Source organism: Pararhizobium capsulatum DSM 1112 (assembly GCF_030814475.1).
Classification (GTDB): domain Bacteria; phylum Pseudomonadota; class Alphaproteobacteria; order Rhizobiales; family Rhizobiaceae; genus Pararhizobium; species Pararhizobium capsulatum.
The window spans coordinates 693,179-714,846 of the sequence record NZ_JAUSVF010000002.1; the positions used below are offsets into that span (position 1 = coordinate 693,179).

The following is a 21,668-nucleotide window of genomic DNA, read 5'->3' on the forward strand; positions in this document are numbered from 1 at the left end:
GGAAAAGTCTGGACCTATTTCTTGCGGCCGCTTTGCCTGCGCGCTTGCGACGGCGTTTGACCGAAGCTCTGGCGGAAGCGCTTGGTGAAGTGCGACATGCCCTCGAAGCCGACGGCAAGGGCAATATCGATCAGCGGGCGTGTCGGCTGGGCGACGACCATGCGCATCGCAGCATCCATTCTAATCTTCGTATAGGCCTCGCTCGGCGACATCTGCATGCTGTCACGAAACAACCGCTCCATCTGCCGGCGTGATAGGGATACTAAGGACGCGATGCTTTCGATCGGCAACAGATCCTCCACATGTTGTTCCATCAACATCAGCGCAAGATGCACGCGGCGATCACTGGCTTCAAGGCCAAGCGGTGAGCGGGCCTGAATGTCGGTGCCATCGCGGCGATGGGATATCTGCAGGATTTCCAGTGCGTTGCGTTCCGCCTGCTCGCCGATGTGATGGCGCACGATCGTTGCGGCAAGGTCAGCAACGGCACTGCCGCCGGCACAGGTCGCCCGCCTGCCGTCAAAATGAAAAATTTGCGCCGATGTGGCGGGCTGCCCGGGGAACCGCGCCCGGAACTCACGGTGATGCAGCCAGCTGACGCAGGCGCAGTGATCTCCCAACAAGCCTGCCTGCGCCAGAACGAAGCTGCCGGTGCAAAGCCCGATGAGCCCGACCCCTGCAGCATCGGCCTTGCGCAAATAATCGAGGGAAACCGAATCCAGCGGTTCCTCGACGCTCAAAAGACCACCGACGACGGCGATATAGTCATAATTGGTCGGGTTGGTGAATGGCGCTGTCGGCGCGACCTGCACGCCGCAGCTCGACATGACGAAATTGCGCGACCCGTTCAAAACGTCCCAGTCACAATGCACCCGGCGGGAGCGGTCCTCGAAGTCGCTCGCGAGACGCAGCGTGTCGACGAAGAGTGCAAAGGCGGAGAGGGTAAAATTCTTGGACAGAACGAAGCCGACCCGAAGCGACTTCGGGCTGCTGGCTGCTGCGACAGCACCTTTTGTTCTCGCCTCGGTTACCATGTCGCTCCCCGCTCCCAAGCCTGCGCCGAGGCATCGTTACTGCATATAAAAGGCTACAGCGAAGCTTTGTACGTCATGTATGACGCACGGCGCTTAGCCGTGATGGGTCCCGGAGCAGATGAGCAAAATTCAGGGCCAATCGATGGCGGCCATGCGACATCAATGTCGCAATTCATGCGATAGCGGAGGCCAACAATCTCCTTGCTCCAAAATCACGCTCAGGGCGGAGTAATCCACGCGGCACCACATAATCAACCAGGCCGCAGTCAAGACGCGCGATCTGGCGGTATGACCAGATATATCTCGACAGGGCAATTCCGATATATCTTGATTTTCGATATATCGTGATCTATATCGAGATCATGAGACACAAACATATTTTCGGCTTTGGCCGACACTTTTCACCGCCCGGCGACATGCCCGGCAGACATGGCGACCCGCACCACAGACACGGCCGGGGCGGCCGCCTGTTCGACTACGGCGAGTTGCGCTTGCTGATCCTGGCCCTGATTGCCGAGGCACCAAGCCATGGCTACGAGCTGATCAAGTCCATCGAGGAACGTTTTGGCGGCAGCTACACGCCAAGCCCGGGCGTCATCTATCCGACGCTCGCCTGGCTCGATGACATGGGTTACGCCGTGATCGAGCCCGAGGCCGGCGGACGCAAGCGCTACCGCATCACCGCCGAGGGCGAAGCCTTCCTGACCGCCAACCGCGCCATGATCGACGAGCTCGTCGCCCGCGGGCGCGAAGGCGGACCGGGTGGACGCAAGGATCTTCCGCCGCAGGTTCTGCGCGCCATGGAAAATCTGAAAATGGCGATGCGGCTGCGCTTCAAGCGTGGCCCGATGGAAGACGAAACTGCCAATGCCATTGCCAAGGCGCTGGATGAAGCGACCCAGATCGTGGAACGCCTCCCTTGAGAACAGGGTGACGCACGAACGTTGAAGCCGGGCGGGAAAATTACCCGGCCCGGCCTTTTTATGTCAGCTGCGCAGACCCGGCGCCTCGTGGCCGGTGCGGGCGACGTATTCCGTGTAACCGCCGCCGTACTGGTGGACACCTTCCGGCGTCAGTTCCAGCACGCGGTTCGAAAGCTCGGCCAGGAAATGGCGGTCGTGCGAGACGAACAGCATGGTGCCTTCGAAATCAGAAAGCGCCTTGATCAGCATTTCCTTGGTGTCGAGATCGAGGTGGTTGGTCGGCTCGTCGAGCACCAGCAGGTTGGGTGGATCGAACAGCATGATCGCCATGACCAATCGTGCCTTCTCGCCACCCGACAATACCCTGCACCGCTTCTCGACGTCATCACCTGAAAAGCCGAAGCAACCTGCAAGCGCCCGCAAAGGTCCCTGCCCTGCCTGTGGAAACGAATCCTCCAGTGACTGAAACACCGTGCGCTCGCCATCGAGCAGGTCCATGGCGTGCTGGGCAAAATAGCCCATCTTGACGCTCGCCCCGACATTCACCGTGCCGACATCCGGTTCGGTCGCGCCGGCAACGAGCTTCAGCAGAGTGGATTTTCCTGCACCGTTGACGCCCATGAGACACCACCGCTCGCGCCGGCGGATCATGAAGTCGAAGCCTTCATAGATGCTGCGGCTGCCATACTTCTTGTGGACATTTTTCAGCGAGACCACATCTTCACCGGAGCGCGGTGCCGGGCGGAATTCGAAGGCGACCGTCTGGCGGCGCTTCGGCGGCTCGACGCGATCGATCTTCTCCAGCTTCTTGACCCGGCTCTGAACCTGCGAGGCATGGGAGGCCCGCGCCTTGAAGCGCTCGATGAACTTGATTTCCTTGGCCAGCATCGCCTGTTGGCGCTCGAACTGCGCCAGCTGATGCTTTTCGTTCAGCGCCCGCTGCTGCTCGTAGAAGCCATAATCGCCGGCATAGCTGTTGAGCGAACCGCCATCGATCTCGATGATCTTGGTGACGATGCGGTTCATGAATTCCCGGTCGTGGGAGGTCATCAGCAGCGCGCCGTCATAGCCTTTGAGGAAAGCCTCCAGCCAGATCAGGCTTTCGAGATCAAGGTGGTTGCTCGGCTCGTCGAGCAGCATGACATCCGGACGCATCAGCAGGATGCGGGCGAGCGCCACGCGCATCTTCCAGCCGCCGGAAAGCGCGCCGACGTCGCCGTCCATCATTTCCTGTGTAAAGCTCAAACCGTCGAGCACTTCGCGCGCCCGGCCGTCGAGCGCGTAGCCGTCAAGCTCCTCGTAGCGCGCCTGCACTTCGCCGTAGCGCTCGATGATTGCGTCCATCTCGTCCATCCGGTCCGGATCGACCATGGCCGCCTCAAGCTGATGCAGCTCGGCCGCAACCTCGCTGACGGGACCAGCGCCTTCCATCACGGCAGCAACGGCGCTCTGGCCCTCCATCTCCCCGACATCCTGGTCGAAATAGCCAACGGTTACGCCCTTTTCGACAGAGACTTGTCCTTCGTCCGGCGCGTCCTGTCCGGTGATCATACGAAAGAGTGTTGTCTTGCCGGCACCGTTCGGCCCCACGAGGCCAATCTTTTCGCCCTTGTTGAGGGCAGCGGACGCCTCAATGAAAAGAAGGCGGTGGCTGTTCTGCTTGCTGATGTTTTCAAGGCGTATCATGATGTCCGGACCGTACGGGAAAGCGTGTTGGCTGCGCCCATATCATGTGTGCCCCGTTCTGTCGCAGGCTTTGTTGCACTGCGAAGGACCTTTAGCTTCGATACCGCAAGGCTTCCACAAGCAACGCGAAAGCTGCCGAAGGTTGGCGGCGGCTGGGATAGTAGAGATGATATCCCGAAAACGGCGGGCACCAGTCCTCCAGAACCCGCAAGAGCCGTCCGTCCGCGATGTCCGCAACCACATGATCCTCCATCACGAAGCCAATGCCGAAACCGGCCTTAGCGGCGCGTACGATCATGTTGACGTTGTTGAACGCAAGCGCGCCCTCGACCCGCACGCGAACCTCGCGCCCATCCTTCTCCATTTCCCAGGCATAGAATCCGCCCGCGCTCATCAGGCGCAGGTTTATGCAGTCATGCTGCGCCAAATCGTTCGGGGTTGTGGGAGCAGGATGTTCTTCGAAATAGGCGGGCGAGCCCACCGCCGCCATACGCAAATCAGGCCCGATCCTGACCGCCACCATGTCCTGCGCCAGCGCCTCGCCGAGCCGCACGCCCGCATCGAAACGATCCACGACGATATCGGTGAGGCCGGAATCGATGCTGAGTTCGACCTTGATGTCTGGATAGTCAGGCAGAAGCTTTTCCAGTGCAGGCCAGAGCACCGTGGTCGCCGCGTGCTCGGCGGTCGTGAGCCGGATCGTGCCGGCGGGCTTGGCGCGCAGTTCGCCCAGGGACGTGAGTTCGGTGCTGATGCTTTCGAGCGCTGGACGCAGCGTCGTCAACAGCCGTTCCCCCGCCTCGGTCGGCGCGACATTGCGGGTGGTGCGGGTCAGCAGGCGCACGCCCACCCGCGCCTCAAGACGCCGGATCGTGTGGCTGAGTGCCGATTGGGACGTCCCGAGCTTGGACGCAGCGCGGGTGAAGCTCTTTTCTTCGGCGACAGCCAGAAAGGCGTTCAGATCGACAAGCTCTTCGCGGCGCATTCATGAACTCCGGATATGACAACATGCTGTTTATATCGGCTGGTCCTGGAAATGTCAGGGACCTAGACTCGACGTAGAATGGACGGCACCTATTTGCCTTCCCACACAAGGAGCATTGACATGCAGATCAGACAGGCGGGCTCAAGGCCCTCGGCCAAGGGGCCGGACGACTACTTCACCGGGACGGTTCGCATTGATGCGCCGTTCAACGGCAGCGGTAATCTCAGCGGCGCAACCGTGACCTTCGAGCCTGGTGCTCGCACAGCCTGGCATACGCATCCGCTTGGCCAGACATTGCTCGTCGTTTCCGGCCTCGGGCTTGTTCAGCGCGAGGGCGGACCGGTGGAGGAAATCCGCCCGGGCGATATCATCTGGTTCGAGCCCGGCGAAAAGCACTGGCACGGAGCAGCACCGGATTGCGCGATGAGCCACATCGCCATCGCCGAAATGGAGAATGGAACGCCCGTGACGTGGCTGGAAAAGGTCGCGGATCAGGATTACCTGGGAGATACTCCGTGACGAGGCCCTATGTCATCTGCCACATGATCACTTCACTGGATGGCAGCCTGCATCCCAGCCGCTGGACAAAGAGCCCGGACGGTGACATCGGCCAGTGGTCGGCGCTCTACGAAGCGTTACACGAAAAATTCGAGGGCGACGCCTGGCTCGTCGGCCGCATCACCATGGCTGAGATGAGCAAGGCTAAAGCCCATCCGCCACAGGGCGAGATTGCCGTCACGCGGCCGTTTCATTTCGCAAACAGGAATGCCGGAAGCTACGCCGTTGCACTGGATGCTTCCGGCAAGCTGCACTTCGACAAGAGCGACATCAATGGTGACCATGTGGTCGTGCTTCTGGGCCGTGACGTCCCCGACAGCCATCTCGCTGAACTGGCGGCGGATGGCGTTTCCTACATTGTGTCGACGGAGCCGACCGTTGATCTCGCCGCGATGCTGGAGGTACTGGGAAGCGAACTCGGCATCCGCCGCCTGCTGCTGGAGGGCGGCGCCGGCATCAATGGATCATTCCTCGCTGTCGGTCTGGTCGATGAACTGAGCCTTTTGCTTTCACCGGCAGTCGAAGGACGCGTGGACAACCAGTCGATTATCGAGAATGGAACCGAGGGCCTGCGCGGCAAGATGCAGCTGTCGTTGAAAAGCTTTGAGCAGCTGGACCACGGTGTCCTGCATCTGCGCTACACGGTCTCCGCCCGTTAAGCTTTGACCTCTTCGGACTTTCGAGATCGGCGTCAGACCTTGCTGGTGCCGATCTCTTTTGGCTGTCCTCAGAGCAAGCCCAACGAAGACATCACATCTCCTGCGCGGTCGGGCGGAAGAGGATTTCGTTGATGTCCAGCTCCTGCGGCTGCTGGATTGCGAAGGCGACAACACGGGCAAAGTTGATTGCCGGAATGGCGTAGGCTTCGTAGAAATCCTGGATACCACTGGCGACATCGGCTTCTGTGATGCTTTGTGGCAGTTCCGACTCCACCGCCCCTGGAGAAATGATCGTCGTGCGAATATTGTAGGGCTTCACCTCCTGGCGCAGTCCCTCGGACAGCATGCGAACCGCAGCCTTGGTTGCCGCGTATACGGCGCTTCCGGGGCGGACCTTGTGGCCGGCAACCGAGGATACGTTGATGATGTGCCCGCTCTTCTGCGCCTTCATGTGCGGCAAGGCTGCCGCGATGCCGTAAAGCACGCCCTTCAGGTTGACGTCGATCATCCGGTCCCAATCCTCGATCTTGCCGCGTTCAAGTGGCGAATGCGGCATCAGGCCGGCATTGTTGAGGATCACATCAATACGGCCATGGATTCGGACGGCTGTGTCGACGAGATTTTTGACCTGTTCGTGGTCGGTGACATCCGTCTGCACTGCCGCGCCGTTGGGCAGGCCGAGTTCTTGCGCAAGCGCCTGCAGCCGATCCAGGCGCCGCGCGCCGAGGACAACCTTTGCCCCCTTGCCGGCGAGATACCGGGCGGTTGCCTCACCGAGACCACTGCTTGCACCGGTGATGACGACAACTTTGCCTTCGATCGCTTCTGACATGTTTTCTCTCCTGATAGGACAAATGGATAGGCCCGCACCGAACGGCGCGGGCTGGATATGCGACGGCTGTAATCAGCGGCCGACGGTTTTCATCAACTGTTCGGGGTACCGTTCACCCTCGACCCGGATTTCCGATGCTGCTCGCTCGACTTCGGTAAGGTCGGCGACCGTCAGCTCGATCTCGGCCGCACCGAGATTTTCCTCAAGGCGGTGGAGCTTGGTCGTGCCGGGGATCGGTACGATCCAGGGCTTGCGCGACAACAGCCAGGCAAGAGCGATCTGCGCGGGCGTCGCATCCTTGTCTGCAGCGATGCGCTTCAGGAGATCGATGAGAGCCTGGTTCTTTTCCATCGCTTCGGGTGTGAAGCGCGGCAGGATACTGCGGAAATCCTTCTCGCCGATCTTGGTGTTCTTGCTCATCGCGCCGGTGAGAAAACCCTTGCCCAGCGGGCTATAGGCGACGAGACCGATACCAAGTTCCTCGCATGCCTCCGGAATGCCGTTGGTCTCGGGACCGCGGGTCCAGAGCGAATATTCATTCTGCAATGCCGTCACCGGCTGGACCGAATGGGCGCGCCGCACGGTGGCAGCACCCGGCTCAGACAGGCCGAAATGCCTGACCTTGCCCGCGTCGATCAGATCCTTGACGGCGCCTGCCACGTCCTCGATCGGTACCTCCGGATCGACCCGGTGCTGGTAAAGCAGATCGATCACATCGACGCCAAGGCGCTTCAGCGACGCTTCGGCAGCGGCACGAATGGTCTCCGGTCGGCTGTCGAGCCCCGCCTGCTTGCCATCCTCGAACCTGAAGCCGAATTTCGTGGCGATCACCACCTGATCGCGCACCGGCTTCAGCGCTTCGCCGACGATCTCTTCGTTGGTAAAGGGGCCGTAGACTTCAGCCGTATCGAAAAAGGTGACACCGCGATCGACCGCGTCGCGGATGAGCTTCACGCTCTCCGGCGTGCCGAGCGCGGTGCCATATCCGAAATTCAGACCCATGCAGCCGAAGCCGAGAGCCGAGACTTCGAGGCCGCTTTTGCCAAGCATACGTTTCTTCATGAACTTTCCTCCTGCTCAATCTTGAGCTTTCAGGTTTCGTGAAGAGAACTTAGAGCCGATCAGCCCCAGGGATAAGGTCGTATAATCCGCATGAAGTTATGTCTGTGTTTCATTAATATAGATCTTCAACTCAATGGCTGAGCGACCGTCGCTGGCGGATCAGGCTCAGGGCCTGGTCCAGATCGCTTGAGCCGTAGGGCTTGGTGATCAGCACCGCATCGTCCGAAAGACCTGCCGAATTTTCGTCATGGCCGCTGGCGAAGATCACCGGCAGGTTCGGAATTTTTGCCGCAATACGCGCCGCCATTTCGACACCGGGCATGTCCGGCAGGCCGATATCGGCGATGAGTACATCGACCGGCTGGCGATCCGCCAGCGCGACCGCCTCCGCCGCGGACCCTGCCTGATGGACCTTATGCCCAAGATCCTCCAGCATTTCCGCCGTATTCATCCGGATCAGGCTGTCATCCTCCACAAGGAGGATGCGAAGCTGTTCGGCTCTTGCGGGGGCCACAACCCGTACTGTGGCCGCAGGCTCTTCAATCCTGGACATCCGCTGGCTGCGGTTCGCCAGTACGTGACGAACCTTCCTGGCAAGCGCCTCTCGCGGATAAGGCTTGGATAGCAACTCCACGCCGGCATCCAGACGACCGCCATGCACGATCGAATTTTCCGTGTAGCCCGAGGTATAAAGCACGGCTATATCCGGCTGGCGCTCGCGTGCCTTCTTCGCAAGCTCGGTGCTCTTCAGCTTGCCGGGCATAACGACATCGGTGAACAAAAGGTCGATTGCCATTCCGGCTTCAACGATGATCAGCGCAGCCTCCGCATTCGGCGCCTTCAGCACCTTGTAGCCGAGATCGCTCAGTGTCTCGACCACGGTATCGCGGACCTCGTCATCATCCTCGACGACCAGGATGGTTTCGTTGCCGCCGACGACTGGTCCCGACTGGATGGCGACTTCACGGTCCTCGGTCGCATGGGCACGCGGCAAATACATCTTCACCGTCGTGCCATGGCCAACCTCGCTGTAGATCTTGACATGCCCGCCCGACTGCTTGACGAAGCCGAACACCATGGAAAGGCCGAGCCCCGTGCCCTTGCCCTCTGCCTTTGTGGAGAAGAACGGCTCGAAAACCTGCTCCAGGATTTCCGGGGCGATGCCGCTGCCCGTGTCTGAAACGGAGAGCACCACATATTGGCCGGGCGCGACCTCGTCATGCTTGGTGGCATAGTCGTCATCGAGATAGGCGTTGCCAACCTCGACCGTCAGCTTGCCCTGGCCATCCATGGCATCGCGCGCGTTGATCGCCAGGTTGAGGATAGCGTTTTCGACCTGCGTCGGATCGGCAAGACAGTTCCACAGACCACCTGCGATGACAGTCTCGATCTCCACGCCGTCGCCGATCGACCGGCGCAGCATGTCGTCCATGTCCCGCACGAAACGGCCGACATTGATCACCTTGGGATGGAGAGCCTGACGTCGGCCGAAGGCGAGCAACTGGCTTGCCAGCTTTGCGCCACGGCTGACACCGGCGAGCGCATTGCTGACGCGGCGCTCGGCGCGTTCGTTGCCGGACACATCCTTCATCAAAAGCTGAAGATTGCCGGCAACCACTTGAAGGAGATTGTTGAAATCGTGGGCGACCCCGCCGGTCAGCTTGCCGATGGTTTCCATCTTCTGCGAATGCTGCAGCTTGAGTTCCGCCTGTCGGCGCTCGGCAATCTCGGCAGCAACCCGCGCCTCAAGATTTTCGTTGAGCTGCCGCAACTGGTCTTCCGCGCGCCTGCGGTGGCGCACCTGCTGCTCGAGATCAGCGGCGTGCTGGCTCAGTTGCTGCTGGGCCTCGAGCTGGGCCTTTTCGAGCTGCTTGCGTGCTTCTATGTCGATGATCAGCACATAGATACCGTCAATGTCGCCTTCATCAGTCCGCCGCGGCGTGTACCGCACCTCCGCATGGCGCGGTTGTCCATCCGCCCGCCGGATGACAGTGTCGCTGATCACGGTTTCACCTGCGTAGGCGCGGGTCAGAAACGGTTTTCGGCCCTCGTAATAGTCAGGATTGATGATCTCGGCGACGTGACGTCCGATAACCTGCGACGGCTCAAGGCCGAACCATTCGACATAGGCGTCATTGGCAAAACGATAGATGCGCTCGTTGTCGAGAAAGCCGACCAGGATCGGCAGCGCACTGGTGAGCCGGGCAAGCTCCGAGCGGCTTTCCGCGAGATCCTTCTGCGCCTGAAACTTGGCGGTGTTTTCGAGAACGGTGCACAGGACGCCATCGACATTGCCGTCTTCGTCATAGATCGGCGTATAGAAAAGATCGAAAATGACTGTCTCCGGCACCCCGGCACGACCGAGAACCATCGGCTGGTCGCGGAAGGATTGCACCTCCCCGCGAAAGCCCGCTTCAAGGATCGCGCGGTTCCAGTCCCAGATTTCCGGCCAGATATCCGGCACACGGCCGCCCAGCGCGGCCGGGTGATAGCCACCGGCGATTTCGACATAGCCGTCATTGTAGAGCATGATGTGGTCCGGTCCCCACATCAGCACCTGGGGGATCGGCGAATTGACGATCGAGTTCACCTTGATCCGCAGATGCTGCGGCCATTGTTCCATGGGTCCGAGGGCAGTCTTGGACCAGTCCATATGCCGGATGAGCTCGCCCGTTTCACCGCCGCCGATCGGCCAGACTTTACGCGGTGTCTGTATAGTACTCGTCAATGTCGGGACCCTCTGAATTCTTAGGGTCTAATTACGGGATCACGACAGCAAATGCCAGCGACAAGCGCGCTGGAACTCGCCAGCGCCAGACACAAAAGGCCTCCCTTTATAAGGGATTATTGATGATCCTCATACGGCCCGCCGCCCCTTCGGGGTGGTGCCGTAACTTTCCCGATACCGACGGGCGAAATGCGAACGCGAGGCATAACCGGCAGCCTCTGCAGCAGCTATGCTCGATGCTCCGGAGGCCAACGCACTTTCGCCCGCCTTGAGCCGTTCCTGCCGCAGGATTTCTCTAAAGGATTTTCCGCGGAGTGCCAGCCGGCGGCGCAAGGTCGATGCCCCCAGACCGAGGCGAGTAGCCACGCTTTCAACGGTCCAGATTTCAGACGGCGCGCTGCGCACCAGCCACGCCACCTCCTCGTCAAGCACCGTCCTGAACAGGGGACTGGCGGCCCGCAGTGGGCGCAAAAGTGTCAGCATCTCGATAAGGCGCAGCGTCTTCATCGTTTCACCGAGCGCATCATCGGCAATTGCCGTTGCCGCATGAACGAGCGTATCGACGAGATCGGGGTTCAAGGTCACGCGAAACTCACCACCGGTCTCGCTTCCGTTGCCGCCATTGCCACCGACAAGCGGCGCCACGCCGGCAGGTAAAGAAGGAACCTCAAGCAGCAAGGATTCGTAGCATGCGTTGGAACCCGCCGGAATATTCACGACATCCATCGGCACCCGGCCGGGCAGAACGAAAACCGTGCCTGGCTCAAACATATGGGCCTGGTCTCCGAGCCATACCTCTTTGCGGCCACGCAGCAGGATGCCGATGATCGGGCACGGAAGCGATATCGCCTTCAAACGTTCCTTGTCGATCGAGCAATAGGAAAACAGCTGCTTTCCATGGGCGTAGCGTCCGGCCGTGCCGCTCGGCGCCATCATCGGGCGCAGACGCTCCACCAGCCTTGCCCTAAGCTCAGCGTCATCGCGGTTCTTGGTATGAATGTTCATTCTGGCAACATACCTCAAAGCGGCCCCATAAAAAATGGCAGCATGAGCGTTTCGGGTCCACAATCGATCGAACCGGACCCGTTCGATGGACGGAAATGCGGCACAAGCGGTCTTCCAAACAAGGAGACCGACATGAAATCGATAGCCCTCTTCGCCGCCACCGCTCTTTTTGCTTCCGGCGCAACAGCTGCTGACCTGGAGCTTTGGCGGCTCGACTGCGGCGAGGTCGATGTCCACGAACTCGCCTTCTTTTCAGATACGTTCAATTATGCCGGCGAGAAACGCACGCTCACTGACAGTTGCTACCTCATCCGCCACGATCAGGAATACATGCTGTGGGACACAGGCCTGCCGACAGCACTGATCGGCGCGAAATCCGACGACACCGTGCCTTTGGTTCCACGTCTCAAGGTGGACCTGCCGACCCAGCTATCGGAGATCGGGGTGGAGCCCACCGACATCAGTCGCATCGGTATCAGTCACAACCATTTCGACCATGTCGGACAGGCGGCAAGCTTCCCGAATGCAACACTGATGATTGGGGCCGCCGACCTTGCCCAGTTCAAGGCCACACCGCTTCCCTTCGCCGTCGATCCTGCTTTCATCAAACCATGGCTCGAAGGCGGCTCGAAAATCGACGCGATCTCGGTTGATCGCGACGTCTTTGGCGACGGCAGCGTCACCATCCTCTCGACGCCGGGGCACACACCGGGGGAGACCAGCCTGCTGGTGCGTCTGGCTGATACTGGTCCGGTGCTTCTTTCCGGTGACGTCGCACATTTCGAAGAGCAGTTCAAAAATCACGGCGTCCCGGCATTCAACTATGACCGCGCCGAAACGCTTGCCTCGATGGACAGGCTGACCGGCATCACGAAAAGTCTGGGCGCGAAGCTGATCATCCAGCACGACGCCTCGCATATCAACCGACTGCCCGCGTTCCCGAAGAGCGCCAAATAAAGCTGGCACTGAATGTTTGGCCGGTTCGGCAATTGTCCGAACTGGCTATTCACGAAGAGTCACCGACCAGGAGGCGACATCCAAACGCCCGTCTGCTCTTCACAACCATCCTTGCAAAACTGGAATTAAAATCCATCGTTACAAGGATGATTGAGCGACGTGTTGCGGCAAACTGAACGAAGACGACAATCCGGCTGTCGCGCGACGCCCACGTCCCATCACCATCATGAATCGATGAGCCTCAATCGATTCAAACAACTCATTGGACGTCGAATCCCAAAGGCGCGATTCTCGCGGCATGGGAACATTTCAGATTAATATCAGACGGTTTGACGATGGGGCGAACATGGCGCGCTTCTATGCCATGTCGATCGAGGCGTCGCTTTTCGGCGGCGTAGCGCTGGTTCGGCGCTGGGGGCGCATCGGCACCCTCGGGCAGGAGCGCATCCATCTTTTCACCGATGAAAAAGATGCGCTTGTGCTTTTCTTAAGGATATTACGCCGCAAGCGATCAAGGGGATATCGACCTTGCCGCGGTCAAGGACTGTAGCTGGCCAGTGAGCTGTGTGGGCCTTCACATCAGAAGGACAGATCGAGGGCACGTCCTTCAAAAAGGCGGTCACGTGAGCCCTCGAGATGCCTGTGCATGAGATCGCGCGCTTCCTGCGCGCGCCCTTCGGCAACGGCGCGGTAAATCTCGTCATGCTCCTCGAAAACCTGCTGCAACCCCTGCCGCGGACCGAGCAGCGACAAGCCGTGCAGGTGCATGCCGACGGCGATATGCGCCTTCAGGGCATCAAGTGAGGCGGTGTAGTAATGATTGTTGGCCGCTTCCGTCACCGCCCGGTGAAAGGCGAAGTCGGCATCGGCCTTGTGAAGATGATGGTTTGTCGCTTCACGCAGATCGGAGAGTGCAACGGCGATCTTCTGGATCGCGGTCTCGTCCCGACGCTTGGCCGCGAAAAACGCTGCTGCGGGCTCGATCGTCAGGCGAAATTCGTAACAGCGCTGGATATCGGCAATGGTCTTGACCGGGGAATAGGCGAGATGGGCGGAAGGCGTTCCTTGGGCGCTGACGAAAGTGCCTGCTCCCTGACGGGCATAGACGACACCCTGCTCGCGCAGCCGGGCCAGCGCGTCGCGTACGATCGGTCGCGAAACGCCGAGCATTGATGAAAGCTCGTGCTCGCCCGGAAGACGCGAATCCGGCGGGTAGTTGCCGGCGCGAATGCGATCCATCAACTGATCGAAGACGCGGTCGACCAGCTTGACAGCGCGGCCCGGTTTCCCGTTCCGAGCCGTCTCGACATTCAGCGATGCGCCTTCTTCCACCATATTCTCCTCGTCGGCAGCCCTTACGCTGCCTGATTCCGCTCAATCACTCTTAGCAGACTATCGGGCTGACCAAAGCCCCCCGACTTGACCGCACACCGCAAGGTGCGGCCATCATCCGTCGTGACCTTGAACCAGGGCACGCCCGGCTCGATTTCGCCACGCGGCAACAGCACCCGCATGCCCATTTCGCGAAATACCGCAAGCGCCGTGTCGCCGCCGCCGACAACGAGCATGTCCGGTCTACTTTCTTCGACGATCACCTTCACGCCTCGGGCAAAATGCCGGGCGACGACTTCGCTATCGGACGTCATTTCCCCGATGCAGCGCAGAAGTGCCGGAAGCCGCAGCGAGCGCGTTGCGTGCAAAACACCGTGTTCAGCATCCATGACATCGCCGAGCAGGTTGCTGGTGATGAGACTTTCCGTCTGGGCGATGGTGATGGGATCCCTCGAACCGAGGGCAAATAAGGTCTTCGGCGTAGCAAAGAAATCGGGGCGCCGAGCAGGCTTTCCCACAAGGCGCGCCAGCGCCAAGCCAAGGCCTCTGGCCCCGACCGCCAACGTCACACCCCAATCATGGCCTTTGGCAATGGCGTCGAGGTCATCGTCATTGGCAGCATCCGCGACTTCAATCGAGCGCTCATTTGCTCCGAAAAGTGACGCGACAAAAATGGGCTGATCGACACCGCGTCCGACAACCATGCCATCCACCGTCGCCCGGCCCTGATCGGGAATGGCCGGTGCCAGGATAATCCGGCTATGCCCGAACACTTCCGCAAGCGCCCGGCTCTCGGCAGCAACGTTGCCTTTCAGCCGCGAGTCGATCTTCTTCATCACGATACGTGGCGCACCCGACCGCAACGCCTCCCCCGCCTGCCGAACCCTCTCCTCGGCTTCGGAGGGAGAAACGGCACGAGACGCCGTGTTGACCACCACCACCGCGGTGCCACTTGCCAGGGCCTCAGCAATCGCATCGACCTCCACCGCGACCGCAACCGACAACCCCGCTTCGACAAAGGGCGTGCCCGTATCGAGCGCCCCGGTCAGGTCATCGGCGACGATCGCGACCCGAAGCGTCATGCCGTCTGCCCCGTGTTGACAGCATGGCAAGCGACATAGTGCCCGGGTTTCGCTTCCTTCCACTCCGGTATGATCCGGCCGCAAACCTCCATGGCAATCGGGCAGCGCGTGTGGAAGCGGCACCCAGCCGGCGGATTAAGCGGGCTTGGCACGTCACCCTGCAGAATCTGGCGTTGGCGGCTGCGCTCATGCGCGGGATCGGTTTCCGGTACGGCGGAGAGCAGGGCCTTCGTATAGGGATGCAGCGGCTCCTCAAACAACGCATCGCGGCTTGCAAGCTCGGCAAGGCGGCCGAGATACATTACCCCGACACGGGTCGAGATGTGCCGCACGACGGCAAGGTCATGGGCGATGAACAGATAGGTCAGCCCATACTTGTCCTGAAGATCGAGCAGCAGGTTGATGATCTGCGCCTGGATCGAGACATCGAGCGCCGAGATCGCCTCGTCGCAGACGATGAATTTCGGCTGGCAGGCAAGCGCGCGGGCGATCGCGACACGCTGGCGCTGGCCGCCGGAAAGCTCGTGCGGATAGCGCTGGGCAAAGCGGGCAGGCAGCCCGACATCGCCGAGAAGCGTCTCGACCTTGCCCTTTAGTTCTGCCTTGGTCGCCAGCTTGTGAAACAGGATCGGCTCGCCGACCGCCTCACCCACCGTCATGCGCGGGTTGAGGGTCGAATAGGGATCCTGGAAGACGATCTGGAGATCGCGGCGGAAGGGCCGCATGGCTTTCTCGTCGAGCTTTACCAGATCCTGGCCGCGATAGACGACTTTGCCGCTGGTGGCGCGGTAGAGATTGAGAATGGTGAAACCTGTCGTCGACTTGCCGCAGCCGGATTCGCCGACAAGGCTCAGCGTCTCGCCTTCCATGATATCGAGATCGACATTGTCGAGCGCATAGACGGTCGCCGATCGTTCCCCAAAGGCGCCGAGGCGGACATCGAAATGCTTGACGAGCTTCTCGATCCGGAGCAGCGGTTCAGCACCCATCACGCGGCCTCCTGCATTTTCTGGACGACGAAGCATGCCGCCCGGTGGCTGCCCTGACCGGCAATCGGTTCAAGCTTCGGCACGCTCTGGAGACAGATCGACTGTACGAGCGGGCAACGCGGGGCGAAAGGACAGCCTTTTGGCCGGCGTCCAGGCTCCGGCGGGGTACCGCCGATCGAGCTTAGGCGGCTGGATGGCGCATCCGAAAGCTTTGGAATGGAGGCGAGCAACCCGCGCGTATAGGGATGGCTTGGCCGGGCATAGAGATCATCGACCGGAGCATCTTCCACAACCGTTCCGGCATAGAGCACCGCCACGCGATCCACGAGCCCGGCAATCAACGCGAGGTCGTGCGTGATCCAGACGACCGACATGCCGAGCCGTCCACGAAGTTCTTTTACGAGATCGACGATCTGGGCCTGAATGGTCACGTCGAGCGCGGTCGTCGGCTCGTCGGCAATCAGCAGTTTCGGATTGCAGGAAAGACCGATTGCGATCATCACCCGCTGACGCATGCCGCCCGAAAGCTCGTGCGGATAGGCCATCAGCCTCTCTTCCGGCCCGGGAATGCCGACCAGCCGCAAGAGTTCCACCGCCCGCACCCGCGCCTGCGCCTTCGACATCTTGCGATGATAGATCAGCGGCTCGCAGATCTGGTCGCCAATGCGCATCACCGGATTGAGCGAGGTCATCGGGTCCTGGAAGATGAAGCCGACATCGCCGCCACGCACCTTGCGCAACTCCGATTTCGACATCTTCTGCAGGTCGCGGCCATCGAAGGTCGCGGTTCCGCCGGCGACCTTGATCTTGTTGGGCAGCAGCCGCATCAAGCTCAGCATCGTCAGGCTCTTGCCGCAGCCGGATTCGCCGACGACGCCGAGTGTCTCGCCCTTGTCGACATGCAGATCGATGCCATCGACGATCACAGCCGGACCGCGGCGCGTCTCGATCTCGACGGTGAGACCGCGCACGTCGAGCAGCCGTTCTTTCGCGTTCGCCGTCATTTGCTGCCTTTCGGATTGAGCGCATCGTTGAGCCCGTCGCCGAGGAAGCTGAAGGCGACCGAGGCAAGGCCAAGCACCGCAGCGGGTGCTGCCAGAAGATGCGGATAATGCTGCCAGACGCGGAGACCGTCGGAGATCATGTTGCCCCAGCTCGGGGTCGGTGGATTGACACCGACGCCGAGGAACGAGAAGGCGCTTTCCAGAACCATCGCCGTGCCGAGACCGGCGCTGACCGACACGATCAGCGGGCCAAGCGCGTTGGGGATTACATAGCGACGGATGATGATCCAGTTGGTGAGGCCGAGCGCCTGGGCCGCCGTGATATAGGGCCGGCTGCGGATCGACATGACCTGCGCGCGGACGAGGCGCGCATAGGGTGGCCAGGAGATCAACGCCATGGAACCGAACACGAGGATGAAATCCACCCACACTGTTTCGCGGTAGATCGGATTGAGCGTCGCCATATAACGCGCCTCCATCCAGTTGGTGATCGGGTTTTTCAGCGATGCATTGATGACGACGACGAGCAGAAGGTTCGGCACAGACATCGTCACGTCCGTCAGCCACATGATGATGCGGTCGAAGGGATCGCCAAAGAAGCCGGCGATCGCCCCGAGTGTCAGGCCGATCGCGACGGCAAAGAAGGTGACGATGATCGCCACTAGAAACGCGGTGCGCGTTCCATAGACGACGCGGCTGAAGACATCGCGACCGAGATCGTCCGTGCCGAAGAAATACTCCAGCGACGGCGGCATGTTGCGGGATGCCAGATCCTGGCTCAGAAAATCGTGCGGCAGCACATAGGGGCCGATCAAGGCGATCAGCGCAAGGATGATGACGGTGGCAAGACCGAAGACCGCAAGCTTGTTGCGCTTCAGGCGGTGCCAGGCATCGCGCCACAGGTTGACCGGGGGTTCTTCTGCCGTGTCTATAGCCGAAAGGGGAACGACGGACATGGTCATCGGCTCCTTGAAGCGGCACTGGCACGCGGATCAAGCAGCGGATAAAGAATATCCACCAGCAGGTTCGATGCCATGACGAGGAACGATCCGATCAGCGTTATCGCGAGGATCACCGGATAGTCGGAATTGGTGAGCGCCTGCACCGTCAGGCGGCCAAGGCCGGGAAGGCCGAAGACCAGCTCGACGAAGATCGCGCCGTTGACGATGGTGATCATGATGAGGCCGAGCTGGGTGACCACCGGCGTCAACACCGGGCGCAGCACATGCTTCAGCGCCACGGCAATCTCCGGCACCCCCTTGGCCCGGGCCGTACGCACGAAATCCTCAGACAACACCTCGATAACAGCGGCGCGGGTCTGGCGGACGATCAGGGCGATCGGCTGGAAGGACAGAACGATGAGCGGCAAAATGATGCGCACATCGAAGACGCCGCCCCAGCCATAGGGCACCTTGATCATCGGCAGGAATACGATGAGCCCGACCATCAGCAATGGTCCAGCGACATAAGCCGGGATTGCCCACAGGAACAGTGCCGAGCCGAGGATCGTATAATCGATCCGCGAATTCTGGTTGAGCGCCGCGATCATGCCGAGCGGGATCGCAACGACGGCCGTGAGGAAGATGGAACAAATGGCGAGCTGGAAGGAGACCGGGGCTGCGGCTTTCACCATCGCCCAGACGGAGCGGCCGGAGCTCAAGGAATTGCCGAACTGGCCGTGCAGCAGGTTCCAGATGTAAAGCAGGAATTGCTCGATGAAGGGCTTGTTCAGCCCCGCGCTTTCGCGGATCGCCTCGATGCGCTCCGGATTATAGGCAACGTCGCCGGGGGCACGAAGAAAGATCAGCTTGATTGGATCACCGGCGCCATAAAAGGCCATGGCGTAGACCGCCAGCATGACGACGAGAACGGACGGTATCCAGATGGCAAACCGTGAGAGCACATAGCGAAGCAAGGCCACCTCCTGCCTGTAGTGAGCGAGATGGGCCGGCATGTTTCTGCCGGCCCTTATTCAGCTGGGGATTTTCAACGGCGGATGGTCAGCCGATCGAAACATCCCAGGGAGCAACAACCTGCCAGTCGAGGTTCTTTTCCATGCCCTTGACTTCCTTGACGGCCCAGCGGGACATCGCCTGAGAATACCACGGGATGAAGGCCCAGTCGTCGCGGAAGGCCTTCTGGGCTTCCTGGGCGAGCTTTACGCGCTCCGGATCATCCGCCGCCTTGGTCGAAGCTTCGGCAAGCAGGCTATCGACCTTGTCGTTCTTGTAGCCGCCGAGCTTGTTCTGGGCGTTGGACGAGGACGAGGCGATCGAGCCGGCGAGATAGCTGACGGCATCGGGAACGCGGGTGCCGACGTCATCACGGAAGATCTGGACCGCGTTCTGGTCGGGACCGGCGTAGGCATCCTGCTGTGGCTTCATATCGACGGCGGTGATGCCGAGGTTCTGGCGCCACTGCTCGGCGATGAACTGGGCTGCAGCCTCGATGGCCGGTGCCGAGACGCCGACGAACATCAGCTTCGGAAGACGCTCCGGCCCGCCATAGCTCGATTCTGCCAGCAGCTTCTTGGCGGCTTCAGGATCGAACGGATAGGGCTCGAAGCCGGAATCGTCTGCACCGGGTACCGAGTTGAGGATCTGGTCGGCCTTCTTGTGCGGACCATCCGGATAGGAGGCCTTGAAGAGACCATCGCGATCCACTGCCATGATCAGCGCCTGGCGAACCTTCGGATCATCCATCGGTGCGCGGCTGGCGTTGAACCAGAAATGCTGGCTCGTCGGGATGATCGGGCCGGCGGAGAATTCTGGGCCGAGATCCTGGATGATCGTCGAAGTCACAAGCTCGGTATGGGCATTGTATTCACCTGACTTGATCAGCGACGTTGCCGTCACGTTGTCTTCGACGGAGCTCAGTTCGATGCGTGCCAGTTTCGGCTTCGGGCCAAAGAAGTTTTCGTTCGGCTCGAACACCAGCGTGCCGGCATCGATATCCAGCGCGGTCATCTTGAACGGTCCGGAATAGACAGCGCCGCTGTCGGGCTTGTACCAATCGGCCACTTCCTCACCATCGGCACCACGCGACTGCGAGGCCTTAGTGATCGGGATGATGTGGTTGGCCATGCGCATGAAGAAGATCGGATCGACTTCGGAGAGCGTGACGACGACGGTGCCCTCATCCGGCGTTGCGACACCGGACAGTTCCGGAGCCGTGCCGCCACTCAGATCCTTGTAGCCGTCCACCTTGCTCAGTACCTGATCGGCGCGCTGGCTCTTGGTGTTCGGCATGGCAGCGACCTGCCATGAACCCTTGACGTCGGCAGAGGTGATCTTGCTGCCATCCGAGAAGACGGCCTTGGGGTCGATCTTGAAGGTCCAGACCTTGTTGTCCGGCGATTCCCAGCTGGTGAAGACGTAAGGCTGGATCTTGCCTTCGGCATCGAAATACATCGGCGAGGCCCACCAGAAGGAGTTCCAGCGGAAGGGACGCCCGCCACCGCGCAGCGGCGACCAATCCTGGTCGAAAGCGGGATGGATCGCCTTCAGCACCTGGCCGTCCTGCGCCATGACGATGCGGGCGTTCATTCCAAGCAGCGTAAAGCCGACGCCAGCGGCAAGGCCGAACTTCAGCGCATCACGGCGCGAAATTCCGGCGGCGGATTTCTCATTACGACCTGTCATTTATTCCTCCCATGACAATCGAGCGCTTCCCGAAAGACCCTCCCCAGGCCGGCGCGAAGTGACGGGAGATTTGCGCGATATTGTAAATCTGTCAATTAAAATCGATGATGAAAACCAAAAAAGACGGAATAAATTTTTTTTATTGTTATATTTCATATGTTTAATTTATTTTGATTTAAAAAATCTTCTCTTCTGACATTGACAACTTGCTCGCTTCACCCGAAAACGCATGCGGCTTTTTACGACGGGAGCCGCAGATCTCTGGGAGGAGTATCCATTGAGAAAGCACGCGATATCAGGCGTTTTCAGCGCCGCCACGACGCCCCTGAACGCGGACGGAACACCGGATCTCGGCCTGTTTACCGAGCATTGTCAAAGGCTTCTGTCCGAGGGTTGCCACGGCGTCGCGCTGCTCGGCACAACCGGGGAAGCCAACTCCTTTTCCTCGCGGGAACGGTTTGCGATTTTGGAGGCGGCGTTGAACGCCGGCATTGCTTCAGACAAGTTGTTGCCAGGAACGGGGGTCGTCGCTCTTTCCGAAACCGTCGAACTGACGAAACACGCACTTTCCCATGGCGTAACCACCGTGGTGATGCTGCCACCCTTCTACTACAAGGGTGTTTCCGACGAGGGCCTCTTCACCGCCTATGCCCAGATTCTCGACAAGATCGATGACAACAGGCTGAAGGTGATCCTCTACCATATTCCGCAGGTCTCCGGCGTTCCGCTCTCCGTCCCGCTGATCGAGCGACTGGTTGCCGCCTATCCCGACACTGTCGTCGGCATCAAGGAATCTGCTGGCGATTTCAACAACATGCAGGCGATTATTGCCGCCTGCCCCGGCTTCTCCGTGCTCTGCGGCGCTGATCCACTGCTCCTGCCCCTGCTGAAAGCCGGCGGTGCGGGCTGCATCACGGCCACGTCCAATCTCGTGGCGGATTCGCTGCGCACGGTCTACGACCATGTCGCCGATGAGAGCAAGACGTCAGTTGTCGAGGCGGCGCAGGCGCGCATCAACGCCTACCGCACATTGTCGAACTCCTATGTGCAGATCCCGACAATCAAGGCAATGGTCGGTTTGAAGACCGGCAACGACGCCTGGCGCCGCACGCGTGCACCGCTTGTCCCGTTGAATGACGAGGAATACGCGAGCCTCTCGCAGGCTTTCGCAGCACTGCCGTGAGGATGGCG

Annotated in this window: 20 protein-coding genes; 6 read left to right on the plus strand and 14 right to left on the minus strand. The window is 60.4% G+C overall.

All coding sequences use genetic code 11. The features are described from left to right. Window positions 1-14 precede the first annotated feature (14 nt). Window positions 15-1,034, minus strand: coding sequence for a GlxA family transcriptional regulator (locus QO002_RS23595; protein ID WP_307234402.1), 1,020 nt, complete (start codon window positions 1,032-1,034; stop codon window positions 15-17). Window positions 1,035-1,396: 362 nt separating this feature from the next. Here QO002_RS23595 and QO002_RS23600 point away from each other — a divergent pair, with 362 nt between their 5' ends. Further along, the gene (locus QO002_RS23600) at window positions 1,397-1,957 is read left to right on the plus strand and encodes a PadR family transcriptional regulator (protein WP_307234404.1); all 561 of its coding nucleotides are present in this window, start codon (window positions 1,397-1,399) and stop codon (window positions 1,955-1,957) included. Window positions 1,958-2,020: 63 nt separating this feature from the next. Here QO002_RS23600 and QO002_RS23605 read toward each other — a convergent pair whose 3' ends face one another. Together QO002_RS23605 and QO002_RS23610 are read right to left on the minus strand one after the other, a co-directional pair. Continuing rightward, window positions 2,021-3,643 (minus strand): ABC-F family ATP-binding cassette domain-containing protein, encoded by a 1,623-nt coding sequence (locus tag QO002_RS23605; protein ID WP_307234407.1) that lies wholly within the window; start codon window positions 3,641-3,643, stop codon window positions 2,021-2,023. Between the two features lie 91 nt (window positions 3,644-3,734). Then, window positions 3,735-4,628, minus strand: a complete 894-nt coding sequence (locus QO002_RS23610; RefSeq protein ID WP_307234408.1) for a LysR family transcriptional regulator — start codon at window positions 4,626-4,628, stop codon at window positions 3,735-3,737. A 120-nt stretch (window positions 4,629-4,748) separates the two neighbouring features. Between QO002_RS23610 and QO002_RS23615 the strand changes: the two genes are divergently transcribed. Continuing rightward, window positions 4,749-5,147, plus strand: a complete 399-nt coding sequence (locus QO002_RS23615) for a (R)-mandelonitrile lyase (protein ID WP_307234410.1) — start codon at window positions 4,749-4,751, stop codon at window positions 5,145-5,147. Beyond that, window positions 5,144-5,845 carry a RibD family protein gene (locus QO002_RS23620; RefSeq protein ID WP_307234412.1) on the plus strand — a complete coding sequence of 234 codons (702 nt, stop codon included), beginning with the start codon at window positions 5,144-5,146 and terminating at the stop codon, window positions 5,843-5,845. Before QO002_RS23615 ends, QO002_RS23620 begins: the two co-directional genes overlap by 4 nt. 91 nt (window positions 5,846-5,936) lie before the next feature. Here the strand turns inward: QO002_RS23620 and QO002_RS23625 are convergent, their stop codons facing one another. The 4 genes from QO002_RS23625 to QO002_RS23640 form a co-directional block, all read right to left on the minus strand. After that, window positions 5,937-6,677 carry an SDR family oxidoreductase gene (locus QO002_RS23625; protein WP_307234415.1) on the minus strand — a complete coding sequence of 247 codons (741 nt, stop codon included), beginning with the start codon at window positions 6,675-6,677 and terminating at the stop codon, window positions 5,937-5,939. Between the two features lie 72 nt (window positions 6,678-6,749). Then, the gene (locus tag QO002_RS23630) at window positions 6,750-7,739 is read right to left on the minus strand and encodes an aldo/keto reductase (RefSeq protein WP_307234417.1); all 990 of its coding nucleotides are present in this window, start codon (window positions 7,737-7,739) and stop codon (window positions 6,750-6,752) included. 130 nt (window positions 7,740-7,869) lie between these two features. Then, window positions 7,870-10,467 carry a response regulator gene (locus tag QO002_RS23635; protein WP_307234420.1) on the minus strand — a complete coding sequence of 866 codons (2,598 nt, stop codon included), beginning with the start codon at window positions 10,465-10,467 and terminating at the stop codon, window positions 7,870-7,872. A 129-nt stretch (window positions 10,468-10,596) separates the two neighbouring features. Next, on the minus strand, window positions 10,597-11,472 hold the full coding sequence (locus tag QO002_RS23640; RefSeq protein ID WP_307234423.1) for a helix-turn-helix domain-containing protein: 876 nt from the start codon (window positions 11,470-11,472) through the stop codon (window positions 10,597-10,599). A 132-nt stretch (window positions 11,473-11,604) separates the two neighbouring features. On the opposite strand from QO002_RS23640, the gene QO002_RS23645 reads away from it, so the two are divergent. Next, window positions 11,605-12,429 (plus strand): N-acyl homoserine lactonase family protein, encoded by an 825-nt coding sequence (locus QO002_RS23645; RefSeq protein ID WP_307234425.1) that lies wholly within the window; start codon window positions 11,605-11,607, stop codon window positions 12,427-12,429. A 298-nt stretch (window positions 12,430-12,727) separates the two neighbouring features. Then, the gene (locus QO002_RS23650; RefSeq protein WP_307235055.1) at window positions 12,728-12,979 is read left to right on the plus strand and encodes a WGR domain-containing protein; all 252 of its coding nucleotides are present in this window, start codon (window positions 12,728-12,730) and stop codon (window positions 12,977-12,979) included. Window positions 12,980-13,008: 29 nt separating this feature from the next. On the opposite strand, the gene QO002_RS23655 is transcribed toward QO002_RS23650, so the two are convergent. The 7 genes from QO002_RS23655 to QO002_RS23685 all read right to left on the minus strand — a co-directional run bounded on the left by QO002_RS23655 (window position 13,009) and on the right by QO002_RS23685 (window position 20,477). Further along, the gene (locus QO002_RS23655) at window positions 13,009-13,764 is read right to left on the minus strand and encodes a FadR/GntR family transcriptional regulator (protein ID WP_307234427.1); all 756 of its coding nucleotides are present in this window, start codon (window positions 13,762-13,764) and stop codon (window positions 13,009-13,011) included. 20 nt (window positions 13,765-13,784) lie between these two features. Further along, on the minus strand, window positions 13,785-14,843 hold the full coding sequence (locus QO002_RS23660) for a four-carbon acid sugar kinase family protein (RefSeq protein WP_307234429.1): 1,059 nt from the start codon (window positions 14,841-14,843) through the stop codon (window positions 13,785-13,787). Further along, on the minus strand, window positions 14,840-15,832 hold the full coding sequence (locus tag QO002_RS23665; RefSeq protein ID WP_307234431.1) for an ABC transporter ATP-binding protein: 993 nt from the start codon (window positions 15,830-15,832) through the stop codon (window positions 14,840-14,842). Before QO002_RS23665 ends, QO002_RS23660 begins: the two co-directional genes overlap by 4 nt. Beyond that, on the minus strand, window positions 15,832-16,836 hold the full coding sequence (locus QO002_RS23670) for an ABC transporter ATP-binding protein (protein WP_307234434.1): 1,005 nt from the start codon (window positions 16,834-16,836) through the stop codon (window positions 15,832-15,834). Before QO002_RS23670 ends, QO002_RS23665 begins: the two co-directional genes overlap by 1 nt. Then, window positions 16,833-17,792, minus strand: a complete 960-nt coding sequence (locus QO002_RS23675; protein WP_307234435.1) for an ABC transporter permease — start codon at window positions 17,790-17,792, stop codon at window positions 16,833-16,835. Before QO002_RS23675 ends, QO002_RS23670 begins: the two co-directional genes overlap by 4 nt. Before the next feature lie 2 nt (window positions 17,793-17,794). Continuing rightward, a complete protein-coding gene (locus QO002_RS23680; protein ID WP_307234437.1) occupies window positions 17,795-18,751 on the minus strand; it encodes an ABC transporter permease in 957 nt (318 codons plus the stop codon). 85 nt (window positions 18,752-18,836) lie between these two features. Next, window positions 18,837-20,477: an ABC transporter substrate-binding protein gene (locus tag QO002_RS23685; protein ID WP_307234439.1), complete on the minus strand. Its 1,641-nt coding sequence runs from the start codon at window positions 20,475-20,477 to the stop codon at window positions 18,837-18,839. A gap of 277 nt (window positions 20,478-20,754) precedes the next feature. Between QO002_RS23685 and QO002_RS23690 the strand changes: the two genes are divergently transcribed. Continuing rightward, window positions 20,755-21,660 carry a dihydrodipicolinate synthase family protein gene (locus QO002_RS23690; protein ID WP_307234441.1) on the plus strand — a complete coding sequence of 302 codons (906 nt, stop codon included), beginning with the start codon at window positions 20,755-20,757 and terminating at the stop codon, window positions 21,658-21,660. Window positions 21,661-21,668: the final 8 nt, after the last annotated feature.

Excerpts from the sequence above, each read along its gene's own strand:
- QO002_RS23595 (WP_307234402.1), bottom strand. The coding sequence starts at position 1,034 with ATGGTAACCGAGGCGAGAACAAAAGGTGCTGTCGCAGCAGCCAGCAGC.
- QO002_RS23600 (WP_307234404.1), top strand. The coding sequence starts at position 1,397 with ATGAGACACAAACATATTTTCGGCTTTGGCCGACACTTTTCACCGCCC.
- QO002_RS23605 (WP_307234407.1), bottom strand. The coding sequence starts at position 3,643 with ATGATACGCCTTGAAAACATCAGCAAGCAGAACAGCCACCGCCTTCTT.
- QO002_RS23610 (WP_307234408.1), bottom strand. The coding sequence starts at position 4,628 with ATGCGCCGCGAAGAGCTTGTCGATCTGAACGCCTTTCTGGCTGTCGCC.
- QO002_RS23615 (WP_307234410.1), top strand. The coding sequence starts at position 4,749 with ATGCAGATCAGACAGGCGGGCTCAAGGCCCTCGGCCAAGGGGCCGGAC.
- QO002_RS23625 (WP_307234415.1), bottom strand. The coding sequence starts at position 6,677 with ATGTCAGAAGCGATCGAAGGCAAAGTTGTCGTCATCACCGGTGCAAGC.
- QO002_RS23630 (WP_307234417.1), bottom strand. The coding sequence starts at position 7,739 with ATGAAGAAACGTATGCTTGGCAAAAGCGGCCTCGAAGTCTCGGCTCTC.
- QO002_RS23640 (WP_307234423.1), bottom strand. The coding sequence starts at position 11,472 with ATGAACATTCATACCAAGAACCGCGATGACGCTGAGCTTAGGGCAAGG.
- QO002_RS23645 (WP_307234425.1), top strand. The coding sequence starts at position 11,605 with ATGAAATCGATAGCCCTCTTCGCCGCCACCGCTCTTTTTGCTTCCGGC.
- QO002_RS23650 (WP_307235055.1), top strand. The coding sequence starts at position 12,728 with ATGGGAACATTTCAGATTAATATCAGACGGTTTGACGATGGGGCGAAC.
- QO002_RS23655 (WP_307234427.1), bottom strand. The coding sequence starts at position 13,764 with ATGGTGGAAGAAGGCGCATCGCTGAATGTCGAGACGGCTCGGAACGGG.
- QO002_RS23660 (WP_307234429.1), bottom strand. The coding sequence starts at position 14,843 with ATGACGCTTCGGGTCGCGATCGTCGCCGATGACCTGACCGGGGCGCTC.
- QO002_RS23665 (WP_307234431.1), bottom strand. The coding sequence starts at position 15,832 with ATGGGTGCTGAACCGCTGCTCCGGATCGAGAAGCTCGTCAAGCATTTC.
- QO002_RS23670 (WP_307234434.1), bottom strand. The coding sequence starts at position 16,836 with ATGACGGCGAACGCGAAAGAACGGCTGCTCGACGTGCGCGGTCTCACC.
- QO002_RS23675 (WP_307234435.1), bottom strand. The coding sequence starts at position 17,792 with ATGTCCGTCGTTCCCCTTTCGGCTATAGACACGGCAGAAGAACCCCCG.
- QO002_RS23685 (WP_307234439.1), bottom strand. The coding sequence starts at position 20,477 with ATGACAGGTCGTAATGAGAAATCCGCCGCCGGAATTTCGCGCCGTGAT.